Source organism: Enterobacter cloacae complex sp. ESBL7 (assembly GCF_041679625.1).
GTDB lineage: Bacteria > Pseudomonadota > Gammaproteobacteria > Enterobacterales > Enterobacteriaceae > Enterobacter > Enterobacter asburiae_B.
This window is the reverse complement of record NZ_JBGORN010000001.1, coordinates 1867351-1889330: the sequence shown is the minus strand read 5'-3', so window position 1 is coordinate 1889330 and position 21980 is coordinate 1867351. Positions and strand designations below refer to the sequence as shown.

General features: G+C 57.7%; 23 protein-coding genes. 14 read left to right on the top strand and 9 right to left on the bottom strand.

The window, feature by feature from the left end; translation table 11 throughout:
* Positions 1–104: 104 nt before the first annotated feature.
* Positions 105–689, bottom strand: coding sequence for an aminoacyl-tRNA hydrolase (gene pth, locus ACERY3_RS09255; RefSeq protein WP_023336005.1), 585 nt, complete (start codon positions 687–689; stop codon positions 105–107).
* Positions 690–963: 274 nt separating this feature from the next.
* Between pth and ychH the strand changes: the two genes are divergently transcribed.
* Positions 964–1239 (top strand): stress-induced protein YchH, encoded by a 276-nt coding sequence (ychH, locus tag ACERY3_RS09250; RefSeq protein ID WP_039263594.1) that lies wholly within the window; start codon positions 964–966, stop codon positions 1237–1239.
* A 122-nt stretch (positions 1240–1361) separates the two neighbouring features.
* A complete protein-coding gene (locus ACERY3_RS09245) occupies positions 1362–2420 on the top strand; it encodes a MerR family transcriptional regulator (protein WP_373225499.1) in 1059 nt (352 codons plus the stop codon).
* Here the strand turns inward: ACERY3_RS09245 and dauA are convergent.
* The 4 genes from dauA to lolB form a co-directional block, all read right to left on the bottom strand.
* Positions 2406–4085, bottom strand: a complete 1680-nt coding sequence (gene dauA, locus ACERY3_RS09240) for a C4-dicarboxylic acid transporter DauA (protein WP_373225498.1) — start codon at positions 4083–4085, stop codon at positions 2406–2408. The two genes, ACERY3_RS09245 and dauA, sit on opposite strands and share 15 nt — an antisense overlap.
* A 124-nt stretch (positions 4086–4209) precedes the next feature.
* Positions 4210–5157, bottom strand: a complete 948-nt coding sequence (prs, locus tag ACERY3_RS09235) for a ribose-phosphate diphosphokinase (RefSeq protein WP_003856663.1) — start codon at positions 5155–5157, stop codon at positions 4210–4212.
* A 125-nt stretch (positions 5158–5282) separates the two neighbouring features.
* The gene (gene ispE / locus ACERY3_RS09230) at positions 5283–6152 is read right to left on the bottom strand and encodes a 4-(cytidine 5'-diphospho)-2-C-methyl-D-erythritol kinase (protein WP_373225497.1); all 870 of its coding nucleotides are present in this window, start codon (positions 6150–6152) and stop codon (positions 5283–5285) included.
* Complete coding sequence (lolB, locus tag ACERY3_RS09225; RefSeq protein WP_023312128.1) at positions 6149–6760, bottom strand: lipoprotein insertase outer membrane protein LolB; 612 nt, start codon at positions 6758–6760, stop codon at positions 6149–6151. The genes ispE and lolB overlap by 4 nt, the downstream gene beginning before the upstream one ends.
* A 201-nt stretch (positions 6761–6961) precedes the next feature.
* Here lolB and hemA point away from each other — a divergent pair, with 201 nt between their 5' ends.
* From hemA to kdsA, 6 genes are read left to right on the top strand one after another with little or no spacing between them, the layout of a single operon-like run.
* Positions 6962–8218, top strand: coding sequence for a glutamyl-tRNA reductase (gene hemA / locus ACERY3_RS09220; RefSeq protein ID WP_023335999.1), 1257 nt, complete (start codon positions 6962–6964; stop codon positions 8216–8218).
* A 41-nt stretch (positions 8219–8259) separates the two neighbouring features.
* Positions 8260–9342 (top strand): peptide chain release factor 1, encoded by a 1083-nt coding sequence (gene prfA, locus ACERY3_RS09215; protein ID WP_021240360.1) that lies wholly within the window; start codon positions 8260–8262, stop codon positions 9340–9342.
* Positions 9342–10172: a peptide chain release factor N(5)-glutamine methyltransferase gene (gene prmC / locus ACERY3_RS09210; protein WP_373225496.1), complete on the top strand. Its 831-nt coding sequence runs from the start codon at positions 9342–9344 to the stop codon at positions 10170–10172. The genes prfA and prmC overlap by 1 nt, the downstream gene beginning before the upstream one ends.
* A complete protein-coding gene (gene sirB2, locus ACERY3_RS09205) occupies positions 10169–10561 on the top strand; it encodes an invasion regulator SirB2 (RefSeq protein WP_058841347.1) in 393 nt (130 codons plus the stop codon). Before prmC ends, sirB2 begins: the two co-directional genes overlap by 4 nt.
* Positions 10562–10564: 3 nt before the next feature.
* Positions 10565–11374 (top strand): invasion regulator SirB1, encoded by an 810-nt coding sequence (gene sirB1, locus ACERY3_RS09200; RefSeq protein WP_023312124.1) that lies wholly within the window; start codon positions 10565–10567, stop codon positions 11372–11374.
* Between the two features lie 36 nt (positions 11375–11410).
* Positions 11411–12265: a 3-deoxy-8-phosphooctulonate synthase gene (kdsA, locus tag ACERY3_RS09195; protein ID WP_023335996.1), complete on the top strand. Its 855-nt coding sequence runs from the start codon at positions 11411–11413 to the stop codon at positions 12263–12265.
* Between the two features lie 88 nt (positions 12266–12353).
* On the opposite strand, the gene chaA is transcribed toward kdsA, so the two are convergent.
* The gene (chaA, locus tag ACERY3_RS09190; RefSeq protein WP_023312122.1) at positions 12354–13454 is read right to left on the bottom strand and encodes a sodium-potassium/proton antiporter ChaA; all 1101 of its coding nucleotides are present in this window, start codon (positions 13452–13454) and stop codon (positions 12354–12356) included.
* 270 nt (positions 13455–13724) lie between these two features.
* Here chaA and chaB point away from each other — a divergent pair, with 270 nt between their 5' ends.
* The gene (gene chaB, locus ACERY3_RS09185) at positions 13725–13955 is read left to right on the top strand and encodes a putative cation transport regulator ChaB (RefSeq protein WP_023312121.1); all 231 of its coding nucleotides are present in this window, start codon (positions 13725–13727) and stop codon (positions 13953–13955) included.
* A gap of 177 nt (positions 13956–14132) precedes the next feature.
* Positions 14133–14828, top strand: coding sequence for a gamma-glutamylcyclotransferase (locus ACERY3_RS09180; RefSeq protein ID WP_047061041.1), 696 nt, complete (start codon positions 14133–14135; stop codon positions 14826–14828).
* Positions 14829–14858: 30 nt separating this feature from the next.
* Here the strand turns inward: ACERY3_RS09180 and ACERY3_RS09175 are convergent, their stop codons facing one another.
* The 3 genes from ACERY3_RS09175 to ACERY3_RS09165 all read right to left on the bottom strand — a co-directional run bounded on the left by ACERY3_RS09175 (position 14859) and on the right by ACERY3_RS09165 (position 17554).
* A complete protein-coding gene (locus ACERY3_RS09175; protein ID WP_010432930.1) occupies positions 14859–15098 on the bottom strand; it encodes a DUF1883 domain-containing protein in 240 nt (79 codons plus the stop codon).
* A gap of 211 nt (positions 15099–15309) precedes the next feature.
* Complete coding sequence (locus ACERY3_RS09170; protein ID WP_224979066.1) at positions 15310–17094, bottom strand: methyl-accepting chemotaxis protein; 1785 nt, start codon at positions 17092–17094, stop codon at positions 15310–15312.
* Between the two features lie 106 nt (positions 17095–17200).
* Complete coding sequence (locus ACERY3_RS09165; protein ID WP_008499522.1) at positions 17201–17554, bottom strand: DsrE/DsrF/TusD sulfur relay family protein; 354 nt, start codon at positions 17552–17554, stop codon at positions 17201–17203.
* 72 nt (positions 17555–17626) lie between these two features.
* Between ACERY3_RS09165 and nasR the strand changes: the two genes are divergently transcribed.
* The 4 genes from nasR (at position 17627) to ACERY3_RS09145 (ending at position 21969) form a co-directional block, all read left to right on the top strand.
* Positions 17627–18811 carry a nitrate regulatory protein NasR gene (gene nasR / locus ACERY3_RS09160; RefSeq protein WP_058841345.1) on the top strand — a complete coding sequence of 395 codons (1185 nt, stop codon included), beginning with the start codon at positions 17627–17629 and terminating at the stop codon, positions 18809–18811.
* A gap of 231 nt (positions 18812–19042) precedes the next feature.
* Positions 19043–20290, top strand: a complete 1248-nt coding sequence (locus tag ACERY3_RS09155; RefSeq protein ID WP_058841344.1) for a CmpA/NrtA family ABC transporter substrate-binding protein — start codon at positions 19043–19045, stop codon at positions 20288–20290.
* 2 nt (positions 20291–20292) lie between these two features.
* Entirely contained in the window at positions 20293–21171 is an 879-nt protein-coding gene (gene ntrB, locus ACERY3_RS09150; RefSeq protein ID WP_033145770.1) for a nitrate ABC transporter permease, read from the top strand.
* A gap of 9 nt (positions 21172–21180) precedes the next feature.
* Entirely contained in the window at positions 21181–21969 is a 789-nt protein-coding gene (locus ACERY3_RS09145; RefSeq protein WP_033145769.1) for an ABC transporter ATP-binding protein, read from the top strand.
* The last annotated feature ends 11 nt before the right edge of the window (positions 21970–21980 follow it).

Below are 21980 nucleotides of genomic sequence, written 5' to 3'. Positions count from 1 at the left end.
GATAATCAATCCGTTAACGATAACCGATTGATGAAAAGTAAATAACTACGCCTATTATACACGTAACCCGCATGACGCGCGGTAAAAAAGCCGAATCGGGCGGATTATTGCGCTTTGAAAGCGTGTAAGCGGTTTGTCGCTTTGGTTAACCCATCTTTCAGCCAGATTTCAGTGCAGCGCGCCGCTTCGTCTACCGCCTCGTCAATCAGTTTCTGCTCAGAAACCGGGGGCTTACCGAGTACGAAACCGACAACTTTGTTTTTATCGCCCGGATGGCCGATTCCAACGCGCAAACGGTGGAAATTCGGGTTATTGCCCAGCTTGCTGATGATGTCTTTGAGGCCGTTGTGGCCGCCGTGCCCGCCGCCCAGCTTGAATTTTGCCACGCCGGGCGGGAGATCCAGCTCATCGTGTGCGACCAGGATTTCATCCGGATTGATGCGATAAAACGTTGCCATTGCCGCCACCGCTTTACCACTCAGGTTCATAAAGGTGGTGGGCACCAGTAAACGAACATCCGCGCCAGCAAGGTTGATACGTGAGGTATACCCGAAGAATTTAGGTTCTTCACGCAGGGGAGCACGTAACCGCTCGGCCAGCAGATCGACGTACCATGCCCCGGCGTTGTGGCGGGTGGCCGCATACTCTGCGCCGGGGTTGGCGAGGCCGACAATCAGTTTAATCGTCACGATTCAATTCCTAATGGGTTCCAGATCTGGCGCGTAGTTTACTGTCTGGCGCGCCGCTTGACAAAATTCTGCGATCTTCCCAGCGAAATACGAATAATTTCTGATTTGAACCATTAGAATTTCAAGCTGTTCAAAGCCTTATTTGTAAACTTTTGTTTGGGACTTATCTGTAATTGTGATCATTAACGCAACTCATAAAAGGGGCGTTGTCTATACTTTACACACAAGGATTAGGGGCTTTTCCCCTGACAACCCAAAGTTCCGGAGGTGACACATGAAACGCAAAAACGCTTCGTTACTCGGTAACGTACTGATGGGATTGGGGCTGTTCGTGATGGTAGGCGGCGTGGGTTATTCCATTTTAAACCAGTTACCTCAGATTGACCTCCCGCAATACTTCGCGCACGGCGCGATATTGAGCATCTTCGTTGGTGCGGTATTGTGGCTTGCAGGGGCGCGCGTGAGCGGCCATGAGGAAGTCTGCGATAAATACTGGTGGGTGCGCCACTACGACAAACGCTGTCGTCGCGACCAGCATAAGCACAGCTAGTGCTACGATAAAGAACGCCGAAACGGCTCCCGAGGGAGTCGTTTTTTTTTTGCATCAAGGGTTGACCCTCACGTAACGTAAGGCTCCAGAGTGGCGTCACTGGCAAAGAAAAAGGAGCAGTTATGTTGATTCAGGTGGGTGAACTGGCGAAACGCGCCGGGATCACCGTGCGGACATTGCACCACTATGAGCAAACAGGGTTGTTGCTGCCTTCTGCCAGAAGCGCGGCAGGTTACCGGCTTTACAACCTGGCGGATGTCCAGCGTCTGCATATGATCCAGGCGCTGGCAAAAGCGGGGCTGGAACTTGCTGAAATCAGGGATTTCCTGGAACAGGAGTCGCTGTCGTTAACCGAGTTACTCGATGCGCAAATCACGCTGCTGGATAAACAGCTGCGCAGCATACATACGCTGCGCGACAGGCTGGTGGAGCTGCGAACCGGGCTTCTCGACGATGCGACGCCGGATCTGGAATCCTGGCTACAGACTCTGGAGTTAATGAATATGTACGATCGCTGGTTTAGCAAAGAAGAGTTACAGCAGCTGCCGTTTGCGGTGCAGAAGGATGCGCTGGCGGCTATCTGGTCAGGGCTGGTTGCAGAGGCCAACACGCTGCTGGAGCACCATATACCCGCTACTGACGCCCGGGCGATGGATCTGGCGACGCGCTGGATGGAGCGCCTTGAGCAGGACACGGCGGGCAAGCCGGAGTTTCTCACCCGGCTGAACGAGATGCACAGCGTTGAACCGCAGATGCAGGCGCAGACCGGCATCACGCCGGAGATGACGGATTACATCACGCGCGCGTTTGCTGAGTCTAAGCTCTGCATATGGGAGAAGTATCTCACTGCCGAAGAGATGGCCTTTACCCGGGCACACTACTTTGACCGCATGATGGAGTGGCCGCCGCTGGTGGCGAAACTGCATCAGGCGCAGCGGGATAATATCGATCCTGCCTCGGAGGAGGCGCAAAAGCTGGCTGAAAACTGGCTGGCATTGTTCCAGTCTTACGCGGGCAAGAACCCGGAAACTCAGCAAAAGTTTCGTACTGCCATGCAGCAGGAGCCGCACCTGATGAAAGGAACCTGGATGACGCCTGCCGTGCTTGCGTGGCTCCAGCAGGCGATCGGGGTGATGATGCAGAGACGTTTCTCTGCATCAGGTCACTCACAGATCCGCTAACGCGGCTTCACGGTTAGGGTAGAAGGAGAGTCGGCCAGGGATCGGCTGTACACCCGCGCGCGCCATGGTGCGCAGCGGCTGAAACTCCAGGTTACTCACCCGCAGCTCGCAGCCTTCCGGCAGACGTTTCACAAAGCGCTGGAAGGCATCCAGGCCGCCTGCATCCAGTACCGGTACGGCATCCCATTTCAGCACCACAATCCGTTTGCCCGCGATGCGGGACTCCAGATCGCTAAACAGACCTTCCGCCGCCGCGAAGAACAGTGGGCCAATCACGCGCAGCACCAGCACATCGTCAGGCACCTCGACGTTAACAGGGGAAAGGCGCGTCATCTGCGCGATACGGCGCATAAACAGCAGGGAAGCAAGCACGATCCCGACGCTGATGGCGATAACCATATCGAACAGCACGGTCAGCGACATGCATATCAGCATCACGATGATGTCGTCTTTCGGCGCGCGACGCAGCAGGTTCACCACCTTGTGCGCCTCGCTCATGTTCCAGGCCACCATCAGCAGCAGGGCGGCCATGGCGGAAAGCGGTAGCCAGGAGAGCAGCGGGGCGAGGATCAGCAGGGCGAGGATCACCAGCACGGAGTGGATAACCGCCGAAACTGGTGAGGTTGCACCCGCGCGCACGTTGGCCGCAGAACGGGCGATGGCTGCCGTTGCGGTAATACCGCCGAAGAACGGCGCGACGAGGTTGCCTAATCCCTGACCGACCAGTTCGCTGTTGGCTTTGTGCTTGGTGCCGGTCATGCCGTCCAGAACGACGGCGCAGAGCAGGGATTCAATTGCCCCCAGCATTGCCATAGAGAACGCGGCGGGAAGCAGGGCGCGCAGGGAATCCCAGCTTAGGGTAAAGCTAGAGCCGGGCATGTCCCACGGCAGCACCAGCTGCGGTAGCAGTTGCGGAATGCCGCTACCCTGTGAACCGTCCGCCAGAACATAGTGGAACTGCGAGCCGATAGTCGCGACGTGACCACCGAACATATTGACGATGGCCATTACCGCGCAGCCCAGCAGCAGCGCGGGCAGATGGCCCGGCAGACGAATACCGAGGCGAGGCCAGACGATCAGCGTGCCCAACGTCACAATCCCGATTGCGGCGTCGCCCAGGTTGGCTGTCGGCAGCGCCATAAACAGCGCCCCCACTTTTTGCAGGTAGTGCTCCGGTACGTGGGGCATCTGCAGGCCGAGGAAATCCTTGATCTGCATGGTTCCGATGGTAATACCAATCCCCGAGGTGAACCCCAGCGTCACGGAAAGGGGAATATATTCAATCAGGCGCCCAAAGCGGGCCAGACCAAACAGAATCAAAAAGACGCCGGACATCAGGGTGGCGACCAGCAGGCCTGCCAGACCAAACTGCTGCGAAACCGGGTAGAGGATCACCACGAAGGCGGCGGTAGGGCCGGAAACGCTGAAGCGCGAGCCGCCCGTCAGGGCAATGACAATCCCGGCAACGGCCGAGGTGTACAGACCGTACTGCGGCGCAACGCCGCTGCCAATTGCCAGCGCCATCGCCAGCGGGATGGCGATAATGCCGACGGTGATCCCGGCAATCAGGTCACGGACAAAGCGTGACGAGGTGTACTTCTCTTTCCAGCAGGCGTCGATGAGGGCGCGAAAGGGCAGAACATGTGAGGAGGCTACGTTTTTCACAATTATCTATCATCCGTATGCGCATCATCTGTCATGTGAATGGCAGTTGAAGGAGGCATTAATCATACAAATAAAACCCGGAGACAAAAAAACCCGCCGCAGCGGGTTTTTCGGCCGTGTTCGATTAGTGTTCGAACATTGCTGAGATGGATTCTTCGTTGCTGATACGACGAATCGCTTCGGCCAGCATCCCGGACAGGGTCAACGTGCGCACGTTTGGCAGTGCTTTGATCTCGTCGCTCAGTGGGATGGTATCGCATACCACAACTTCGTCAATGACGGAGTTGCGCAGGTTGTTTACCGCGTTACCAGAGAAGATCGGGTGAGTCGCGTAAGCGAATACGCGCTTGGCACCACGCTCTTTCAGCGCTTCAGCTGCTTTACACAGCGTGCCGCCGGTATCGATCATGTCGTCAACCAGCACGCAGTCACGGCCAGCAACGTCACCGATGATGTGCATCACCTGAGAAACGTTAGCGCGCGGACGGCGTTTGTCGATGATCGCCATGTCGGTATCGTTCAGCAGCTTAGCGATAGCGCGGGCACGTACCACGCCGCCGATGTCCGGGGAAACCACGATTGGGTTATCCAGGTTCAGCTGCAGCATGTCTTCCAGCAGGATTGGGCTGCCGAATACGTTATCAACCGGAACGTCGAAGAAGCCCTGGATCTGCTCTGCGTGCAGATCAACGGTCAGAACGCGGTCAACGCCGACGCTGGACAGGAAGTCAGCAACAACTTTAGCGGTGATTGGTACACGCGCGGAACGGACGCGACGGTCCTGACGGGCATAGCCGAAGTAAGGGATTACAGCAGTGATACGGCCTGCTGAAGCGCGACGCAGGGCGTCGACCATAACAACCAGTTCCATCAGGTTGTCGTTCGTTGGAGCACAGGTGGACTGGATGATGAAAATATCACCACCGCGTACATTTTCGTTAATTTGTACGCTGACTTCGCCGTCGCTAAAGCGACCTACGGCGGCGTCGCCGAGGGAAGTGTACAGGCGGTTGGCAATACGTTGTGCTAGTTCCGGGGTGGCGTTACCAGCAAAAAGCTTCATATCAGGCACGAGAAGAACCTCAGGCATGCGTCCAGTGGTGGATAGCGTTCGCCGCAAACTGTGCGGGCCAGGCGAAGGCTATCCAGGCGGTGTATTAAAGAGCGCGATGCAACGTCTGGAACAGGGTGACGTTGTCACCGAAACTCAGTCTGCGCCAGAATGGTCTGCTGTAGGGGGGAGGTGTTCATCCCGCGTGCTACAAAACCATGCAGCCAAACCGGCGCTTGCTCAAGCACCTGACGAGCGGCGGATTCGGTGTCAAATTCAGCAAAGACACAGGCTCCTGTACCAGTCAGGCGCGACGGCGCGTATTCTAACAGCCAGGAAAGCACCGCATCAACCTCGCGAAAACGTTTTCTTGCGATATCCTCGCAATCGTTGCTGAATTCACAATTTAATAACGTTTCTATTGACCGAACCGGGGTATTCCTTTTCAGGTCAGGATCTTTAAAGATGACCGGGGTCGGAATGCTCACGCCAGGATGGGCAACCAGATACCACTTCTCCGGCGGTTCAGCCGGGGAGAGGATCTCACCCACACCTTCAGCAAAGGCCGCATGACCGCGCACAAACACCGGGACATCCGCCCCCAGCGTCAGGCCCAGGGCTGCCAGTTCGTCCTTCGACAGCCCGCAGCTCCAGAGGTGGTTCAGCGCAACCAGCACGGTGGCGGCGTTGGATGATCCACCGCCCAGACCGCCGCCCATCGGCAGGCGTTTCTCGATACGGATATCCGCACCGCTTCCCGCGGGCAGACGACCCGATTCCGCCGCAGCTTTCATCAGCAGACGCGCGGCGCGCACGATCAGGTTGTCCTCATGCGCCACGCCTTCGACCGGCGTTAGCAGGCAAATCTGCCCGTCCTGGCGCAGTTCAATGGAGATCGTGTCGCCATAGTCAATAAACTGAAACAGCGTCTGCAGGGTGTGATAACCGTCAGCACGCTGGCCGGTGATGTATAAAAACAGGTTCAGCTTTGCCGGAGAGGGCCAGTGGGTCATCATTTAACGATCCAGTTGTCCATTTTCAGCTTGATACGCTGGCTGCCCTGGGTCAGCTCCATGTTTGATGGCAGCGACGGTTTACTCTTGCTGTCATAGGCGCTGTACACCACTTTCCAGGTTTTGCCGTTCTGCGTGTAGTTCACCTGGCTCAGACGGTACTGGTCGTCAAGGGTGTAGTCAGTTGCCTCACCCGGCAGGCCAAGGATCCACTGGCGCAGGCTGTTGAGCGGGATAGGCATCCCGGTCAGCTTGCCAATCATCTCTTCGGCATCGGTCGCGGTATAGTGCTGGCCTTTGTTATCGGTGATCTGCGCTTCGCCAGGCTTGGCGATAAGCTCCAGTTCGGTGCTGCCCAGTGGGTTCAGCAGCAGCAGGCGGTAGTTGTCCTGCCCCGTCTGCTGCCAGAAGAAGCGGGCATAAACCTTTTGTTCGTCAGAGAGATAAGCGAAAGCGCCGCGTGTCTGGTACTGGTTCAAATTACGGACGTCCTGCTGGTGCTGACGCCACTGCGGTGAATCAGGGCTTTTGCCCGGGCCTTTTGGTTGGGTGACGGTACACGCGGTCAGAACCAGTGCTGCCAGCGGCAGCAGGCGAATCAGTCGGGTCATAATGAGGACAAATCCTTGAGATACGTTGCAGTTATAACTGTTAATGCTAGCGTCGAAGGGGGCTACCGTCTACGTTCAAATTATCTCAAAGGGTTGTGTAACCTATTACTCCGAAAGGAGGCAGTCCCTTTTATTGATCTCGCGCATCCTGTATGATGCGTTCTGCTAACCTTATTAACGCTGGTACTACTCCCGCTCAACATGACCCTATTAGCACTCGGCATCAACCACAAAACGGCTCCGGTTTCGCTGCGAGAACGCGTGACGTTTTCGCCGGATACGCTTGACCTGGCGCTGGACAGCCTGCTTGCACAGCCTATGGTGCAGGGTGGCGTGGTGCTCTCGACGTGCAACCGTACCGAGCTGTATTTAAGCGTGGAAGAGCAGGACAACCTGCACGAAGCGCTGATCCGCTGGCTATGTGACTACCACAACCTCAATGAAGACGAGCTGCGCAACAGCCTGTACTGGCATCAGGACAACGATGCCGTCAGCCATCTGATGCGCGTCGCCAGCGGGCTGGATTCGCTGGTGCTGGGCGAGCCGCAAATTCTGGGTCAGGTGAAAAAAGCGTTTGCGGATTCGCAAAAAGGGCATCTGAAGGCTAGCGAGCTGGAGCGCATGTTCCAGAAGTCGTTCTCCGTGGCGAAGCGTGTGCGAACCGAAACCGACATTGGCGCCAGTGCGGTTTCTGTTGCTTTCGCGGCCTGCACCCTTGCACGCCAAATCTTTGAATCCCTTTCTACCGTCACCGTGATGCTGGTGGGGGCGGGCGAAACCATCGAACTTGTGGCGCGCCATCTGCGCGAGCATAAAGTGAAAAAGATGATTATCGCTAACCGCACCCGCGAACGCGCGCAGGTGCTGGCGGATGAAGTGGGTGCAGAGGTGGTTGCCCTGAGCGACATCGATGAACGCCTGAAAGAGGCTGACATTATTATCAGCTCAACCGCCAGCCCGCTGCCGATTATCGGAAAAGGGATGGTGGAGCGTGCGCTGAAGTCCCGCCGTAATCAGCCGATGCTGCTGGTGGATATCGCCGTCCCGCGCGATGTTGAGCCGGAAGTGGGAAAGCTGCCTAATGCCTATCTCTACAGCGTGGATGACCTGCAAAGCATCATTTCGCACAACCTTGCCCAGCGTAAAGCGGCGGCGGTTCAGGCGGAAACCATCGTTGAGCAGGAAACCAGTGAGTTTATGGCCTGGCTGCGCGCGCAAAGCGTCAGCGAGACCATCCGCGAGTACCGCGGGCAGGCGGAGCAGGTGCGTGATGACCTGACTGCCAAAGCGTTAGCAGCCCTTGAACAGGGCGGCGACGCAAATGCGATTATGCAGGATCTGGCGTGGAAACTGACCAACCGCCTGATCCATGCACCAACCAAATCTCTTCAGCAGGCTGCCCGTGACGGGGATGATGAACGCCTGACTATTCTGCGCAACAGCCTCGGGCTGGAATAGCGCCCTATACCCATTTTCTAAGACAAGGTGCACTTACGCCTATGAAGCCTTCTATCGTCGCTAAACTGGAAGCTCTGCACGAGCGCCATGAAGAAGTACAGGCGCTGCTCGGGGATGCCGGGACCATTGCGGACCAGGAACGTTTTCGCGCGCTCTCGCGTGAATACGCGCAGTTAAGTGATGTTTCTAAATGCTTTACCGACTGGCGACAGGTTCAGGAAGATATCGAAACCGCGCAGATGATGCTCGACGATCCTGAAATGCGCGAGATGGCGCAGGAAGAGTTGCAGGATGCGAAAGCGCGTTCTGAAGAGATGGAGCAGCAGCTTCAGGTGCTTCTGCTGCCGAAAGATCCGGACGACGAGCGTAACGCGTTTGTGGAAGTGCGTGCCGGTACCGGCGGTGACGAAGCGGCGCTGTTTGCCGGGGATCTGTTCCGCATGTACAGCCGCTACGCCGAATCGCGTCGCTGGCGCGTGGAGATCATGAGCGCCAACGAAGGCGAACATGGTGGCTACAAAGAGGTTATCGCCAAGATCAGCGGCGACGGCGTGTACGGTCGTCTCAAGTTTGAATCCGGCGGTCACCGCGTGCAGCGCGTGCCGGCCACCGAATCTCAGGGCCGCATTCACACCTCCGCCTGTACGGTTGCGGTGATGCCGGAGCTGCCGGAAGCTGAACTGCCCGACATCAATCCGGCGGACCTGCGTATTGATACGTTCCGCTCCTCTGGCGCGGGCGGTCAGCACGTTAACACCACCGATTCCGCTATCCGTATTACCCACCTGCCGACCGGCATCGTCGTCGAATGTCAGGACGAGCGTTCGCAGCACAAAAACAAAGCCAAGGCGTTGTCCGTGCTGGGCGCGCGTATCCACGCAGCTGAAATGGCGAAACGCCAGCAGGCGGAAGCGTCTACGCGCCGTAACCTGCTGGGCAGCGGCGATCGCAGCGACCGTAACCGCACCTACAACTTCCCGCAGGGGCGCGTAACCGATCACCGCATCAACCTGACGCTGTACCGTCTGGACGAGGTGATGGAAGGGAAGCTGGATATGCTGATCGAGCCTATCGTGCAGGAATACCAGGCCGACCAGCTGGCGGCGCTGTCCGAGCAGGAATAATGGATTTTCAGCGCTGGTTACGCGAGGCGGCCGGAGAGCTTTCAGAAAGCGAAAGCCCGAAACGCGATGCCGAAATTTTGCTTGAGCACGTGACGGGTAAAGCCCGCACGTATCTGCTGGCTTTTGGCGAAACCGAACTGACCGCGGAACAGGAAGCGCAGCTCGCCGCGCTGCTTGCCCGCCGTAAAACCGGCGAGCCGGTGGCGCACCTTGTCGGTGAGCGTGAGTTCTGGTCGTTACCGCTGTACGTCTCGGCGGCGACGCTGATCCCGCGTTCGGACACCGAGTGTCTGGTGGAGCAGGCGCTGGCGCGTTTACCGGCGGCGGCCTGCAGCATTCTCGATCTCGGTACCGGGACAGGAGCTATCGCGCTGGCGCTCGCTACCGAGCGGCCCGACTGCACGGTGACGGCGGTGGACGTAATGCCCGATGCGGTGGCGCTGGCGCAGCATAACGTGGAACGTCTCGGGCTTCGCAACGTGACGGTGCTGCAAAGCAGCTGGTTTACCGCGCTGGAGAATCGCTCATTTGCGATGGTTGTCAGCAATCCTCCCTACATCGACGAACATGACCCGCACCTTGGGCAGGGAGACGTGCGCTTCGAACCGCTGACGGCGCTCGTGGCCGCCAACGCGGGATTAGCCGATCTCGAACACATTGTGACAACGTCACGGGAACATTTACTTCCCGGCGGCTGGCTGCTCGTGGAGCATGGCTGGACGCAGGGAGAAGCCGTTCGGGCACTGTTTACGCAAGCTGGCTACGCCGCTGTCGAAACCTGCCGCGACTATGGCGGCAACGAACGCCTGACGCTGGGGCAGTGGCTATGAGCCTGTTTACCGTGCTCATTACCGTCCACCTCATTTCCGTTGCGCTGACAGTCAGCTTTTTCATCGTCCGTTACTGGTGGCGCTACAGCAACAATCCACTGACGGATGCCCGCTGGGTGCGTATCGCGCCGCACTGCATCGACACGCTATTGCTCCTTTCCGGTGCCGGGCTCATGTGGAAGACCGGCTATCTGCCATTTACTGATAAAGGTGCATGGCTGACTGAAAAGCTGTTTGGCGTTATCATCTACATCGTTTTGGGTTTTATCGCGCTTGGGCGTCGTCGTCCGCGCAGCCAGCAGGTCGGGTTTATCGCCTTTCTGCTGGGTCTGGTGGTGCTGTACATCATCATTAAACTCGCCACCACAAGAATACCGTTACTGGGGTAAGTCATGAGGTCCTTAGCCGATTTCGAATTTAATAAAGTGCCGCTTTGCGATGGCATGATCCTGATTTCCGAGATGATTCGCGACGATTTTACGTCGCAGTTTGTCTACGATGAGCTGGAGAATCTGGTCAGCCTGGCGCGTGAAGAGATTAATCAGGCTCGCCCGCAAGACTGGCAATTAGAGAAGCTGCTGGAGCTTTTCTACGGCGAATGGGGTTTCTGCGACACGCGGGGCGTGTATCGCCTGTCTGACGCGTTATGGCTGGACCAGGTCTTAAAAAATCGTCAGGGCAGCGCCGTGGCGCTGGGCTCTATTTTGCTGTGGGTCGCGCACCGTCTGGATATTCCGCTGGTCCCGGTCATTTTCCCGACGCAGATGATCCTGCGCGCGGAGTGGCTGGACGGCGAAATGTGGCTCATTAATCCCTTCAACGGCGACACGCTGGATGAACATACGCTGGACGTGTGGCTGAAAGGCAATATCAGCCCGGTGGCTGAGCTCTTCAACGAAGATCTCGACGAGGCGGATAACGCCGAGGTCATTCGCAAGCTGCTGGATACGCTGAAGTCCGCGTTGATGGAAGAGCGTCAGATGGAGCTGGCGTTGCGCGCCAGCGAAGTGCTGCTGCAGTTCAACCCGGAAGACCCGTACGAAATTCGCGATCGTGGGCTGATCTACGCGCAGCTCGACTGTGAACACGTGGCGCTGAATGATTTGAATTATTTCGTTGAGCAGTGTCCGGAAGATCCCATTAGCGAAATGATTCGTGCGCAGATCAACGCGATCTCGCACAAACAAATTACACTGCATTAATCTTAATTCCGATTCACACCTGAATAAGGCGATCCTATGAAACAAAAAGTGGTTAGCATTGGTGATATCAAGGTAGCAAACGACCTGCCGTTCGTACTGTTTGGCGGCATGAACGTGCTGGAATCCCGCGATCTCGCCATGCGTATCTGCGAACACTACGTGACCGTGACCCAGAAGCTGGGCATCCCGTACGTGTTTAAGGCCTCTTTTGACAAAGCCAACCGCTCCTCCATCAACTCTTACCGTGGCCCGGGCCTGGAAGAGGGAATGAAAATTTTCCAGGAGCTGAAGCAGACCTTTGGCGTGAAAGTGATCACCGATGTGCATGAAGCCTCACAGGCGCAGCCGGTGGCAGACGTGGTGGACGTGATTCAGCTTCCGGCGTTCCTCGCTCGCCAGACTGACCTGGTTGCGGCGATGGCGAAAACCGGCGCCGTTATCAACGTGAAGAAACCACAGTTCGTCAGCCCTGGTCAGATGGGTAATATCGTCGATAAGTTCATCGAAGGCGGCAACGATCAGGTGATCCTGTGCGACCGCGGCGCAAACTTCGGCTACGACAACCTGGTTGTGGATATGCTGGGCTTCAGCGTAATGAAGAACGTCTCCGGTCAGTCTCCGGTGATTTTCGACGTGACGCACGCTCTGCAGTGCCGCGACCCGTTTGGCGCCGCGTCCGGCGGCCGTCGTGCCCAGGTGACCGAGCTGGCGCGCGCCGGTATGGCGACCGGCCTGGCCGGCCTGTTCATTGAAGCGCACCCGGATCCGGCTAACGCGAAATGCGACGGCCCATCAGCGCTGCCGCTGGACAAGCTGGAGCCGTTCCTGAAACAGATCAAAGCGATTGACGATCTGGTGAAGAGCTTCGACGAGCTGGATACCAGCAACTAATAAAAAAACCCGCTTCGGCGGGTTTTTTGTTCTCCCTCTTCCTGTGGGAGAGGGTTGGGATGAGGGCATCAGCCCGCGCCGCATAAAATTACGCAAATATCGTCATCAGATACGCAATAAACAAGGCCATATGCGCCGCGCCGTTCAGCACGTTGGTGCGCCCGGTTGAGAACGAAATCTGGCACAGCAGCAACGAGGCGACCATCACAATCATCTCCGGCGCGCCCAGCGCAAACTGCAGCTCGTTGCCCGTCATAAAGGCAATCAGCGTCACCACCGGTACGGTAAGTGAAATCGTCGCCAGTACGGAGCCGAAGAACAGGTTCATTGCGCGCTGTACCTGATTATTCAACACCGCTTTCAGCGCGCCCAGCCCTTCAGGGGACAGGATCAGCAGCGCCACCAGGAAGCCGGTAAACGCCACCGGCGCGTTCAGCTCGGTTAACAGCGTCTCCAGCGGGTTAGCGTTCATCTTGGTGACGGCAATCACCGCAATCAGATGCACGATCAGCCAAACCGTATGCCACGCGCTGCTGTGGGCCGACGGCTTGCCGTGGTGCGGGTCATCATCGTCGCCGTCATCTTCATGCTCGTACACAAACAGGCTCTGGTGCGTTTTGGTCTGAATCAACAGAAACACGCCGTACATGGCGGCGGAAATCAGTGCGACCAGCAGCGCCTGCCCGGTGGAAAAGTTTGCACCCGGCAGCGCCATCGGGAAGACCAGCACGATAATCGCCAGCGGGAAGAGGGCGATAAGATACTGTTTAATGCCGAACAGGTTCATATACTGGGTCGCAAATTTGCGCCCGCCCAGCAGCAGAGAGAAGCCCACCAGGCCGCCCGTTACAATCATAATGATCGAATAGAGCGTGTCGCGCATCAGCGTCGGCGCGGCATCGCCGGTCGCCATAAGCGCGGAAATCAGGCTGACTTCGAGAATAACAACGGAAAGGCTGAGAATTAACGATCCGTACGGCTCGCCCAGACGGTGGGCCAGGACGTCCGCATGGCGAACAACGCTAAATGCGCTGGTTAAGATGCCGACCAGGGCAAGAATATTGATACCAACCACCACTGGCAGTGACTGACTGCTTCCCCAGAAGAGCAGCACAGCCAGTGCCAGAACCGGGAAAATGAGTGACGTCTCCTTGTGGCGGGTCTTTACCGCCTCGTGTGTTGCTGTCATGTGCTTCTCCATCAATGCAGGTGCTTGTAATTATAGATAGATTTTTGAGGTCATTAAACTAACAGATCTCTGTTAAATACCCTTTATTTTTTACTTAATTTTACCCTTTGCCATTATTTTCATTGATGATGGGTATAATGCAGATTCTTTGTTGATTACTCATTAAATAACAATAAATTAAAAATGTAATGTACTCATAAATTATTGCCGTGTGGCACGATGGCGTATCGTCGTCCACACTTATCTTTTTAACCAAAAGAGAGGTTAGTGATGCCCTATAAAGCGAAACGCGAATTACCGGATAACGTACAAAACGTGCTGCCCGCTCACGCGCAGGATATCTACAAAGAGGCGTTTAACAGCGCCTGGGATCAGTACAAAGACAAGGACGATCGCCGGGATGATGCCAGCCGTGAAGAGACGGCCCACAAAGTCGCCTGGGCCGCAGTAAAACATGAATATGAGAAAGGAGACGACGATAAATGGCATAAAAAGAAATAGCCGTGAAATGATTCGCTGCCTTCATTTTGACTTTTCAGGCGGTTGAACTTCCGTTGTATTGCAACTGGTCCGCTAATTGCTTATCGTTATTTAACTGCTGGCAAAATGACCAGCATAAAATGCCGGGAAGGCGAATTACAGATGTCGCAAGGAAGCATGCAGTGGCGGAGGTGGAAAGTGTTAACGCGTGATTTCTTAATGAAGGCAGATTGTAAGACGGCATTTGGTGCTATTGAGGAATCGCTTCTCTGGTCAGCTGAACAACGTGCGGCGTCACTCGCTGCTACGCTTGCCTGCCGCCCGGATGATGGCCCGGTATGGATTTTTGGCTACGGCTCCCTGATGTGGAACCCGGCTCTGGAATTTGTCGAATCGGCAACGGGAACGCTGCCTGGCTGGCATCGCGCATTTTGCCTGCGCCTGACGGCCGGACGCGGCAGCGCGTGCCAGCCCGGGCGCATGCTTGCACTGAAAGAGGGCGGACGCACCACGGGCGTGGCGTATCGCCTGCCGGATGCCACGCTGGAAGAGGAGCTCACGCTGCTCTGGAAGCGCGAGATGATCACCGGCTGCTATATGCCGAGCTGGTGCAAGCTGGAACTGGACGACGGACGCACCGTCAATGCGCTGGTGTTTATTATGGACCCGCGCCATCCGCTGTATGAAGCGGATACCCGCACGCAGGTGATTGCCCCGTTGATTGCCGCTGCCAGCGGGCCTCTGGGCACCAACGCGCAGTATCTGTTCTCTCTCGATCAGGAGCTGACCCGCCTCGGCATGAAGGACGATTGTCTGAATGAGCTGGTGGTGAAGGTGAAGGCGCTGCTGGAAGGGAACCCGCTCAACAGCGCGCTGCGACCGGGTTTTGCCTGACAATACGCCCGGCTTGCCGGGCGTTTAAACTTATGCTGCCACGTAGCTGACGGAATGCTCCAGCGACTGGCTGTGGCTATCGATCAGCACATCCCACGTGCCGGTATACGGCACGGTAAGCCAGGCCTTATCGTCCTGTACGGTGAGAATATCCGCCTGGGACTGTTTTTGTGCTTTCGAACTCATCAGATGAATACGACAGCGTTCTGAGCAACGCACCACTACCGTATCCCCGCCAAACAGTTTCAAACTTGTTTTTACCAGTGCCATTTTTTACCCCGTAGTCTTAAACAACGCTCTCCCTGCTGCCATATCCGAGCGTGATGTTGTTCACAATTCACTCATGGCATAACACCAAAGGGGAGGGGGCGGGATGCTGATTTTGATCAAAAAATGGCATAACGATTAAACAAAAATGACAAAATTCCTCAAAATTTAGACTGGCGCGCGTTTTACCCGCTAAACGCGCGCCGGAAGAAGATTAAATGCGGAAATGCCCGGCTGTTTCAGCAAGGTCGCCCGCCTGGCTCTGCAGGGCACCCGCGGCAGCGGCGGATTCCACCACCAGCTCGGCGTTCTGCTGAACCATTCTGTCGAGATGGGTCACCGCGTGGTTGATCTCATGAATCCCTTTCATCTGCTCGCTGGTGGCGATGGAGATTTCGCGCATGATGCCAGAGACGCTGCCGATGCTGGAGCGGATCTCATCCATGCTTTCCCCCGCCAGATGCACGTAGCGGGAGCCGGTTGCCACGCTGTCGGTAGTGGAGTCAATCAGCGATTTGATCTCTTTCGCCGCCTGAGCGCTACGGCTCGCCAGGTTACGCACTTCACCTGCTACGACGGCAAACCCGCGCCCCTGCTCACCCGCACGCGCCGCCTCGACGGAGGCGTTCAGCGCCAGAATGTTGGTCTGGAAAGCAATGCCGTCAATCACGCTGGTGATATCGCCAATTTTTGCCGACGCGACTTCAATGGACTGCATGGTGCTGATCGCCTGCGATACCACCTCGCCGCCGCGCGCCGCGGCCGCTGAGGCCTTGCTCGCCTGATCGTTCGCTTCTGCCGCCGATTCATTCGACTGCGTCACGGAGGCGGTGATCTGCTCCACGGCGCTGGCCGTCTCGCGCAGGCTGGATGCCGCCTGCTCGGTACGTCCGGAAAGATCCTGGTTACCTGCGGCAATCTCCTGCGCGGCGTTTTTCACCGATTCGCTGGCGTCACGGAGCTGCACCATCACCACCGACAGCTTATCGCTGAAGGCGTTAAAGGCCTGGGCAATCTGCGCGACCTCATCCTCGCCGTTATCCGGCAGGCGCTGGGACAGATCGTTAGTGCCGTTAGCAATGTTGTGCATCGCGTCGCGAATGTCGGACAAACGCTTGAGCAGGCGGGCAATCAGGAAATGCACAATCGCCGCGCTCAGGAGTGCGAGGATCACCAGCGAAATCCCCGAGGCTTTAAGCAGGGAACGCATGCCGGAGGTGGCGTCACCGCTGTCGAGCGCGACGACTAACAGCCAGTTTGTGCCCGGCACGGCTGTCGCCACGAAGGTTTTTTCCGCGTCGTTCAGCGTTCCGTCGACGGGGTTACCGCTTTTCAGCGCAGCAAAATCAATGCCCTTGATCGTCTCACCAAACGGTTTCAGCGTCAGAGCCGGATCGTTAGCGGCAATCACGCTGCCGTCGCTGTTCAGAAGCAACCCGCTGCTGGCCGGGGTGGGATGGATCCCGCGCACGTTAGCCACCACGCTGTCCATCGCCACATCGCCCGCCACCACCGCTTTGAGCGTGCCATTTTCTTTCACCGGCACGGCGAAGGTTACCACCAGTTTACCGGTCCCCGCGTCAACGTAGGGCGCGGTGACAACCGGACCGTCCGTGCTGACCACCTGCTGATACCACGGGCGAATAGTGGGGTCATAGTCCGCCGGAACGCCCGCCGGTTCAGAGAATTTCGCCGTTTTGCTGGCGTAGCCAACATAGACGTTGGTGAATCCACCCGCCTGCGCAAGCTGTTTAAACACCGGAACCGGGTCGTCATTCAGCGCAACGGTCTGCGCGGAGGCAATCACCGTCATCTTGCTTTTGACCCAGTCGGCAATCGCCATGTTATGGCTGGCGCTGGTGCTGGTCAGGATATCGCGCTGGGACTGCTGGTTATCCTGGCGCGTGACCTGGAAGTTGATAACGGTGTTAAGGAGAAGGGCGACGACCAGACAGCCTGCCGTCGCCACGATGATGCGTGCACGAATCGATCTGAACATAAGTGAAATACCTGCTGTGTTGTTTCCATGCCTATCGGCAACCCCGCAGGTAAACTTGATGCTGAAACCGCGTCCATAAGAAAATAATATTTTTACGGGTTTATTATTAAAAAGTTAATACTTTATCGGCGGACAGCGTCCACTCGGCCAGCTCAACCAGCGTACCAATCTCTACGCCATCAATCAGCGGCAGACCGGTAATGCCGCGGCCGTCGGTGCAGGTCTTGCACAGCTTCACCGGCACGTTTTGCGCGGTGAGGATCTCCAGCATCTGCTGAATGTTATAGCCTTCTGCCGGTTTTTGACCCTTCAGCCCCGCGGTGACCGCGTCCGACATTAAAAAGAGTCGTAACGCCAGGTCGCTCTCTTTTTCACGCAGCGCAATCGCCAGGCGCAGGCTGTTAAAAAGGGATTCGCTGCCGTAAGCCGCACCGTTGGCGACGATCACAATCTTCTGCATGTTGACTCCTGTTCTTATAAAGGCACGAATATTGCTTAGCTTTCCCGAGTTTCGCTGTTCTGGAGAGTAAGCATGACATTAATGGCTGGCATTTCGCCAGGCGCTGGCGAATGGCTCGAGCGCGCAAAGATGATGCGCCGGGAGCAGCTCAGCAAGCTGGCACAGCTTGGCGTGCTTGTGCACGGCATTAGCCAACTGGTGCATATGTTACAGTGCGAGCGTGGGGCGTCCAACGTCTGGCTCTGCTCACAGGGTAAGCTCTACGCCCCCGAATGCAAAGCCAGCCGGGCGCTGGTGGATGAAAACCTCGCTGCACTTTATGACATTCTTGAAAAACAGTCGCCGATCCCGGGAAGTACCGTCTGTGAACGTATCGGCGGCGCGCTTCAGTGCCTTGATATGCTTCCCGCGCTGCGCGACGGTGTTATTCAGCAAACGGTAACGGCGCCGCAGGCGATGGAACACTACTCCCGCATGCTCCGCCATCTGCTCAGTATCGTGCCGCAGCTCAATGACAGCATTGACGATCCGCAAATCGCCGGGCGTTTTGTTGCCCTTTATAGCCTGATGCAGGGGAAAGAGCTGGCGGGACAGGAACGGGCCCTGGGGGCGATTGGCTTCACGCAGGGCTTTTTCGATGATGTGACTCGCCAGAGGCTGGTTGACCGCATCGACGGGCAGCAGGCCTGCTTTGAAATTTTTCTCTCGCACAGCTCCGCTGACGTCCAGACCACCTTTTCTCTGCACTGCCAGCCCGATCGTGAAACGGAGCAACTCCGGCGCGTAGCCTGTACCCGCCAGCCTGCCGCGGATGATGGCCTTACCGCTCTGGCCTGGTTTGCTCTGCAAACCGCGCGCCTTGAGCATCTGCGCACGCTGGAGGAGACGCTCATCGCCGATCTGATGACGGCGGTGGACGAGCGTATTTACCGTAACGATGAGTACGTGCCTCCCGCCGATGAGCAGGACGACCCGCTGATACAGTATCCGGAAAAACCGTTGCTCACCCTGGTGCGCCAGCAGGCACGCGAGATAGAACAGCTCTCGCGCCAGCTTGCATCGCTGCGCGATACGCTTGAAGAGCGCAAAGTCATTGATAAAGCGAAAAGCGTGCTGATGACCCACCAGAATATGAGTGAGGAACAGGCCTGGACGGCGCTGCGCAAAATGGCGATGGACAAGAACCAAAGGATGGTGGATATCGCCCGCGCGCTGCTGATGGTGAAGAATTTATGGCAGGTAACACCAAAGGAGTAGCTGCACGGTCAGCGGGCATTTTGTGCCTGATTAAGGTGCGTGCAGGCGAGGGGAGTTCGGTTAGCGCCCCGGAAACTGCGGGTTAAAACCTGGCATTCACTTTGCATTATCGGATTAACCATTTTTGACGATGCGCCAACGGCGGCGCATGCGTCTTCGGGATAAAGGCGTCCACTGGTGCTTCGGCATCGTGGGCGCTTTTTTTTGGTTTTTTTTCAGGAGTGGTTGGTCATGGCGGATTTGTCGAGACGGCGTTTTTTGCAGGCCAGCGTGCTGGCGAGTGGCGCAATGCTGTTACCGGGTATCATGCAGGCCGCATGGGCGGCAGGCTCGGATAAACCGGAGCAGGAAACGGTGCGCATCGGGTTTATCCCGCTGACCGACTGCGCCCCGGTGGTTATCGCGGCGCTGAAAGGCTTTGATAAAAAATACGGTATTACCATCGTGCCCACCAAAGAGGCGAGCTGGGCGGCGGTGCGCGACAAGCTGGTGGCTGGCGAGCTCGACGCCGCGCACATTCTCTACGGCCTGCTGTACGGCCTGGAGCTGGGCATCGCCGGCAAGCCGCAGCAGATGGCGAACCTGATGACGCTCAATCAGAACGGCCAGGCAATTACGCTTTCCAGCGATCTGGCGGAGAAGGGAGTACGAGACCTTGACGGGCTGAAAAAGCTCATTGGGCAGCAGGCGCCCGGCACCTACACCTTCGCGCACACCTTCCCGACCGGGACGCACGCCATGTGGCTGTACTACTGGCTGGCCAGCGCGGGCATTAACCCCTTTGACGACGTGCGTACGGTGGTGGTGCCGCCGCCGCAGATGGTGATGAACATGCGCATTGGCAACATGGTCGGCTTTTGCGTCGGCGAGCCGTGGAACGCCCGGGCCATCAACGACCGCATCGGTTTTACCGCCGCCACGTCGCAGTCTATCTGGGCCGATCATCCGGAAAAAATCCTCGGTACGCGCCGCGACTGGGTGGAGAAAAACCCGCACACCGCGCGGGCGCTGGTGAGCGCGGTACTGGAGGCGGCGCGCTGGATCGAAGCCTCCCCGGAAAACAAACGCGAGACCGCGCAGATCCTCTCCCGCCGGGCGTGGCTCAACTGCAAAGAACAGTATCTCACCGGACGCATGCTCGGCGAGTACGACAACGGCCTGGGCCAGCGCTGGCAGGACGCGCACCCGATCCGCTTCTTCAACGAGGGGGCCGTCAGCTACCCGTATCTCTCCGACGGCATGTGGTTCTTAACCCAGTTCCGCCGCTGGGGCTTGCTCAAATCCGCGCCGGACTACGCGGGCATCGCGCAGCGCATTAACCAGACCGCGGTCTGGCAGGATGCCGCCACGGCGGTGGGGGGCATCAGCACACCGACTTCACCATTACGCAGCAGCACATTGATGGACGGCACCGTCTGGAACGGTACCGACCCGGAAGGATACGCCAGCCGTTTCGCCATTCACCGTAAAGGGGCCTGATTATGCAGCATCTGCAAAAGACGAATTCACACGAGACGCCGGAGAGTGGGGAGGTGATTGTCCTGCCTCCGGTGCAGGTTCGCCGCCGTACGCCGACGTTTGCGCGTCGGATTAACGCGATCCTTCAGCGCATCATCCCGGCGTTTCTCGGTCTGGGACTGCTGGTGGTGCTCTGGCAGCTGGCGGCGATTAACAGCAAAGGTTTCCCGACGCCGCTCAGCACGCTCGATTCCGCCATCACCCTGTTTGCCGATCCGTTTTATCGTGACGGGCCTAACGATATGGGCATCGGCTGGAACGTGCTCGCCTCATTACAGCGCGTGGCGGTGGGCTTTGGCCTGGCCGCGCTCGCCGGGATCCCGCTCGGCTTCCTGATTGGTCGCTTCACCTTTTTCTCTCGCATGTTCGGCCCGCTGATCGCGCTGTTACGCCCGGTTAGCCCGCTGGCCTGGCTGCCCATCGGCCTGCTGCTATTCCAGAAAGCGGAGCCCGCGTCGAGCTGGACCATTTTCATCTGCTCCATCTGGCCGATGGTGATCAACACCGCCGAAGGCGTACGCCGCATTCCGCAGGACTACCTCAACGTGGCCCGGGTGCTGCAGCTTTCCGAGTGGACCATCATGCGCCGCATTCTCTTCCCGGCGGTACTGCCCGCGGTGCTGACCGGGGTGCGTCTCTCCATCGGCATCGCCTGGCTGGTGATCGTCGCCGCCGAGATGCTCACCGGAGGTTTAGGGATCGGCTTCTGGATCTGGAACGAGTGGAACAACCTCAACGTTGAAAACATTCTCATCGCCATCGTCATCATTGGCGTGGTCGGGCTGCTGCTGGAGCAGGGGCTGATGCTGATCGCCCGTCGCTTTAGCTGGCAGGAAAAATAAGGAGCGAACATGAAACCATTAATTCAGGTCCAGGCCGTGAGCCAGCGTTTTTCCACCGCCAGCGGCGAGTTTCTGGCGCTGCAAAACGTCTCGTTTGATATCCACGAGGGCGAAACCGTGAGCCTGATTGGGCACTCCGGCTGCGGCAAATCGACGCTGCTGAACCTCATCGCCGGTATTACCCTGCCGACGGAAGGCGGGCTGATTTGCGACAACCGCGAAATCGCCGGGCCGGGTCCGGAACGTGCGGTGGTCTTCCAGAACCATTCGCTGCTGCCGTGGCTCACCTGCTTCGACAACGTGGCCCTGGCGGTCGATCACGTGTTTCGCCACAGCATGAGCAAGGCGGAGCGCAGGGAGTGGATCGAGCACAACCTCGACCGCGTGCAGATGGGGCACGCCCTGCACAAGCGACCGGGGGAGATCTCCGGCGGCATGAAGCAGCGCGTCGGTATTGCCCGCGCGCTGGCGATGAAGCCGAAAGTCCTGCTGATGGATGAACCCTTCGGCGCCCTCGATGCGCTGACGCGCGCGCATCTGCAGGACTCGGTGATGCAGATCCAGCAGGCGCTGAACACCACCATCGTGCTCATTACCCACGACGTGGACGAGGCGGTGCTGCTCTCCGATCGCGTGCTGATGATGACCAACGGCCCGGCGGCCACCGTCGGGGAGATCCTGCGCGTGGACCTGCCGCGCCCGCGCAACCGGGTGCAGCTGGCCGACGACAGCCGCTATCACCACATGCGCCAGCAGATCCTCCATTTCCTCTATGAAAAGCAGCCGAAAGCGGCGTAACGAGGGGGCTT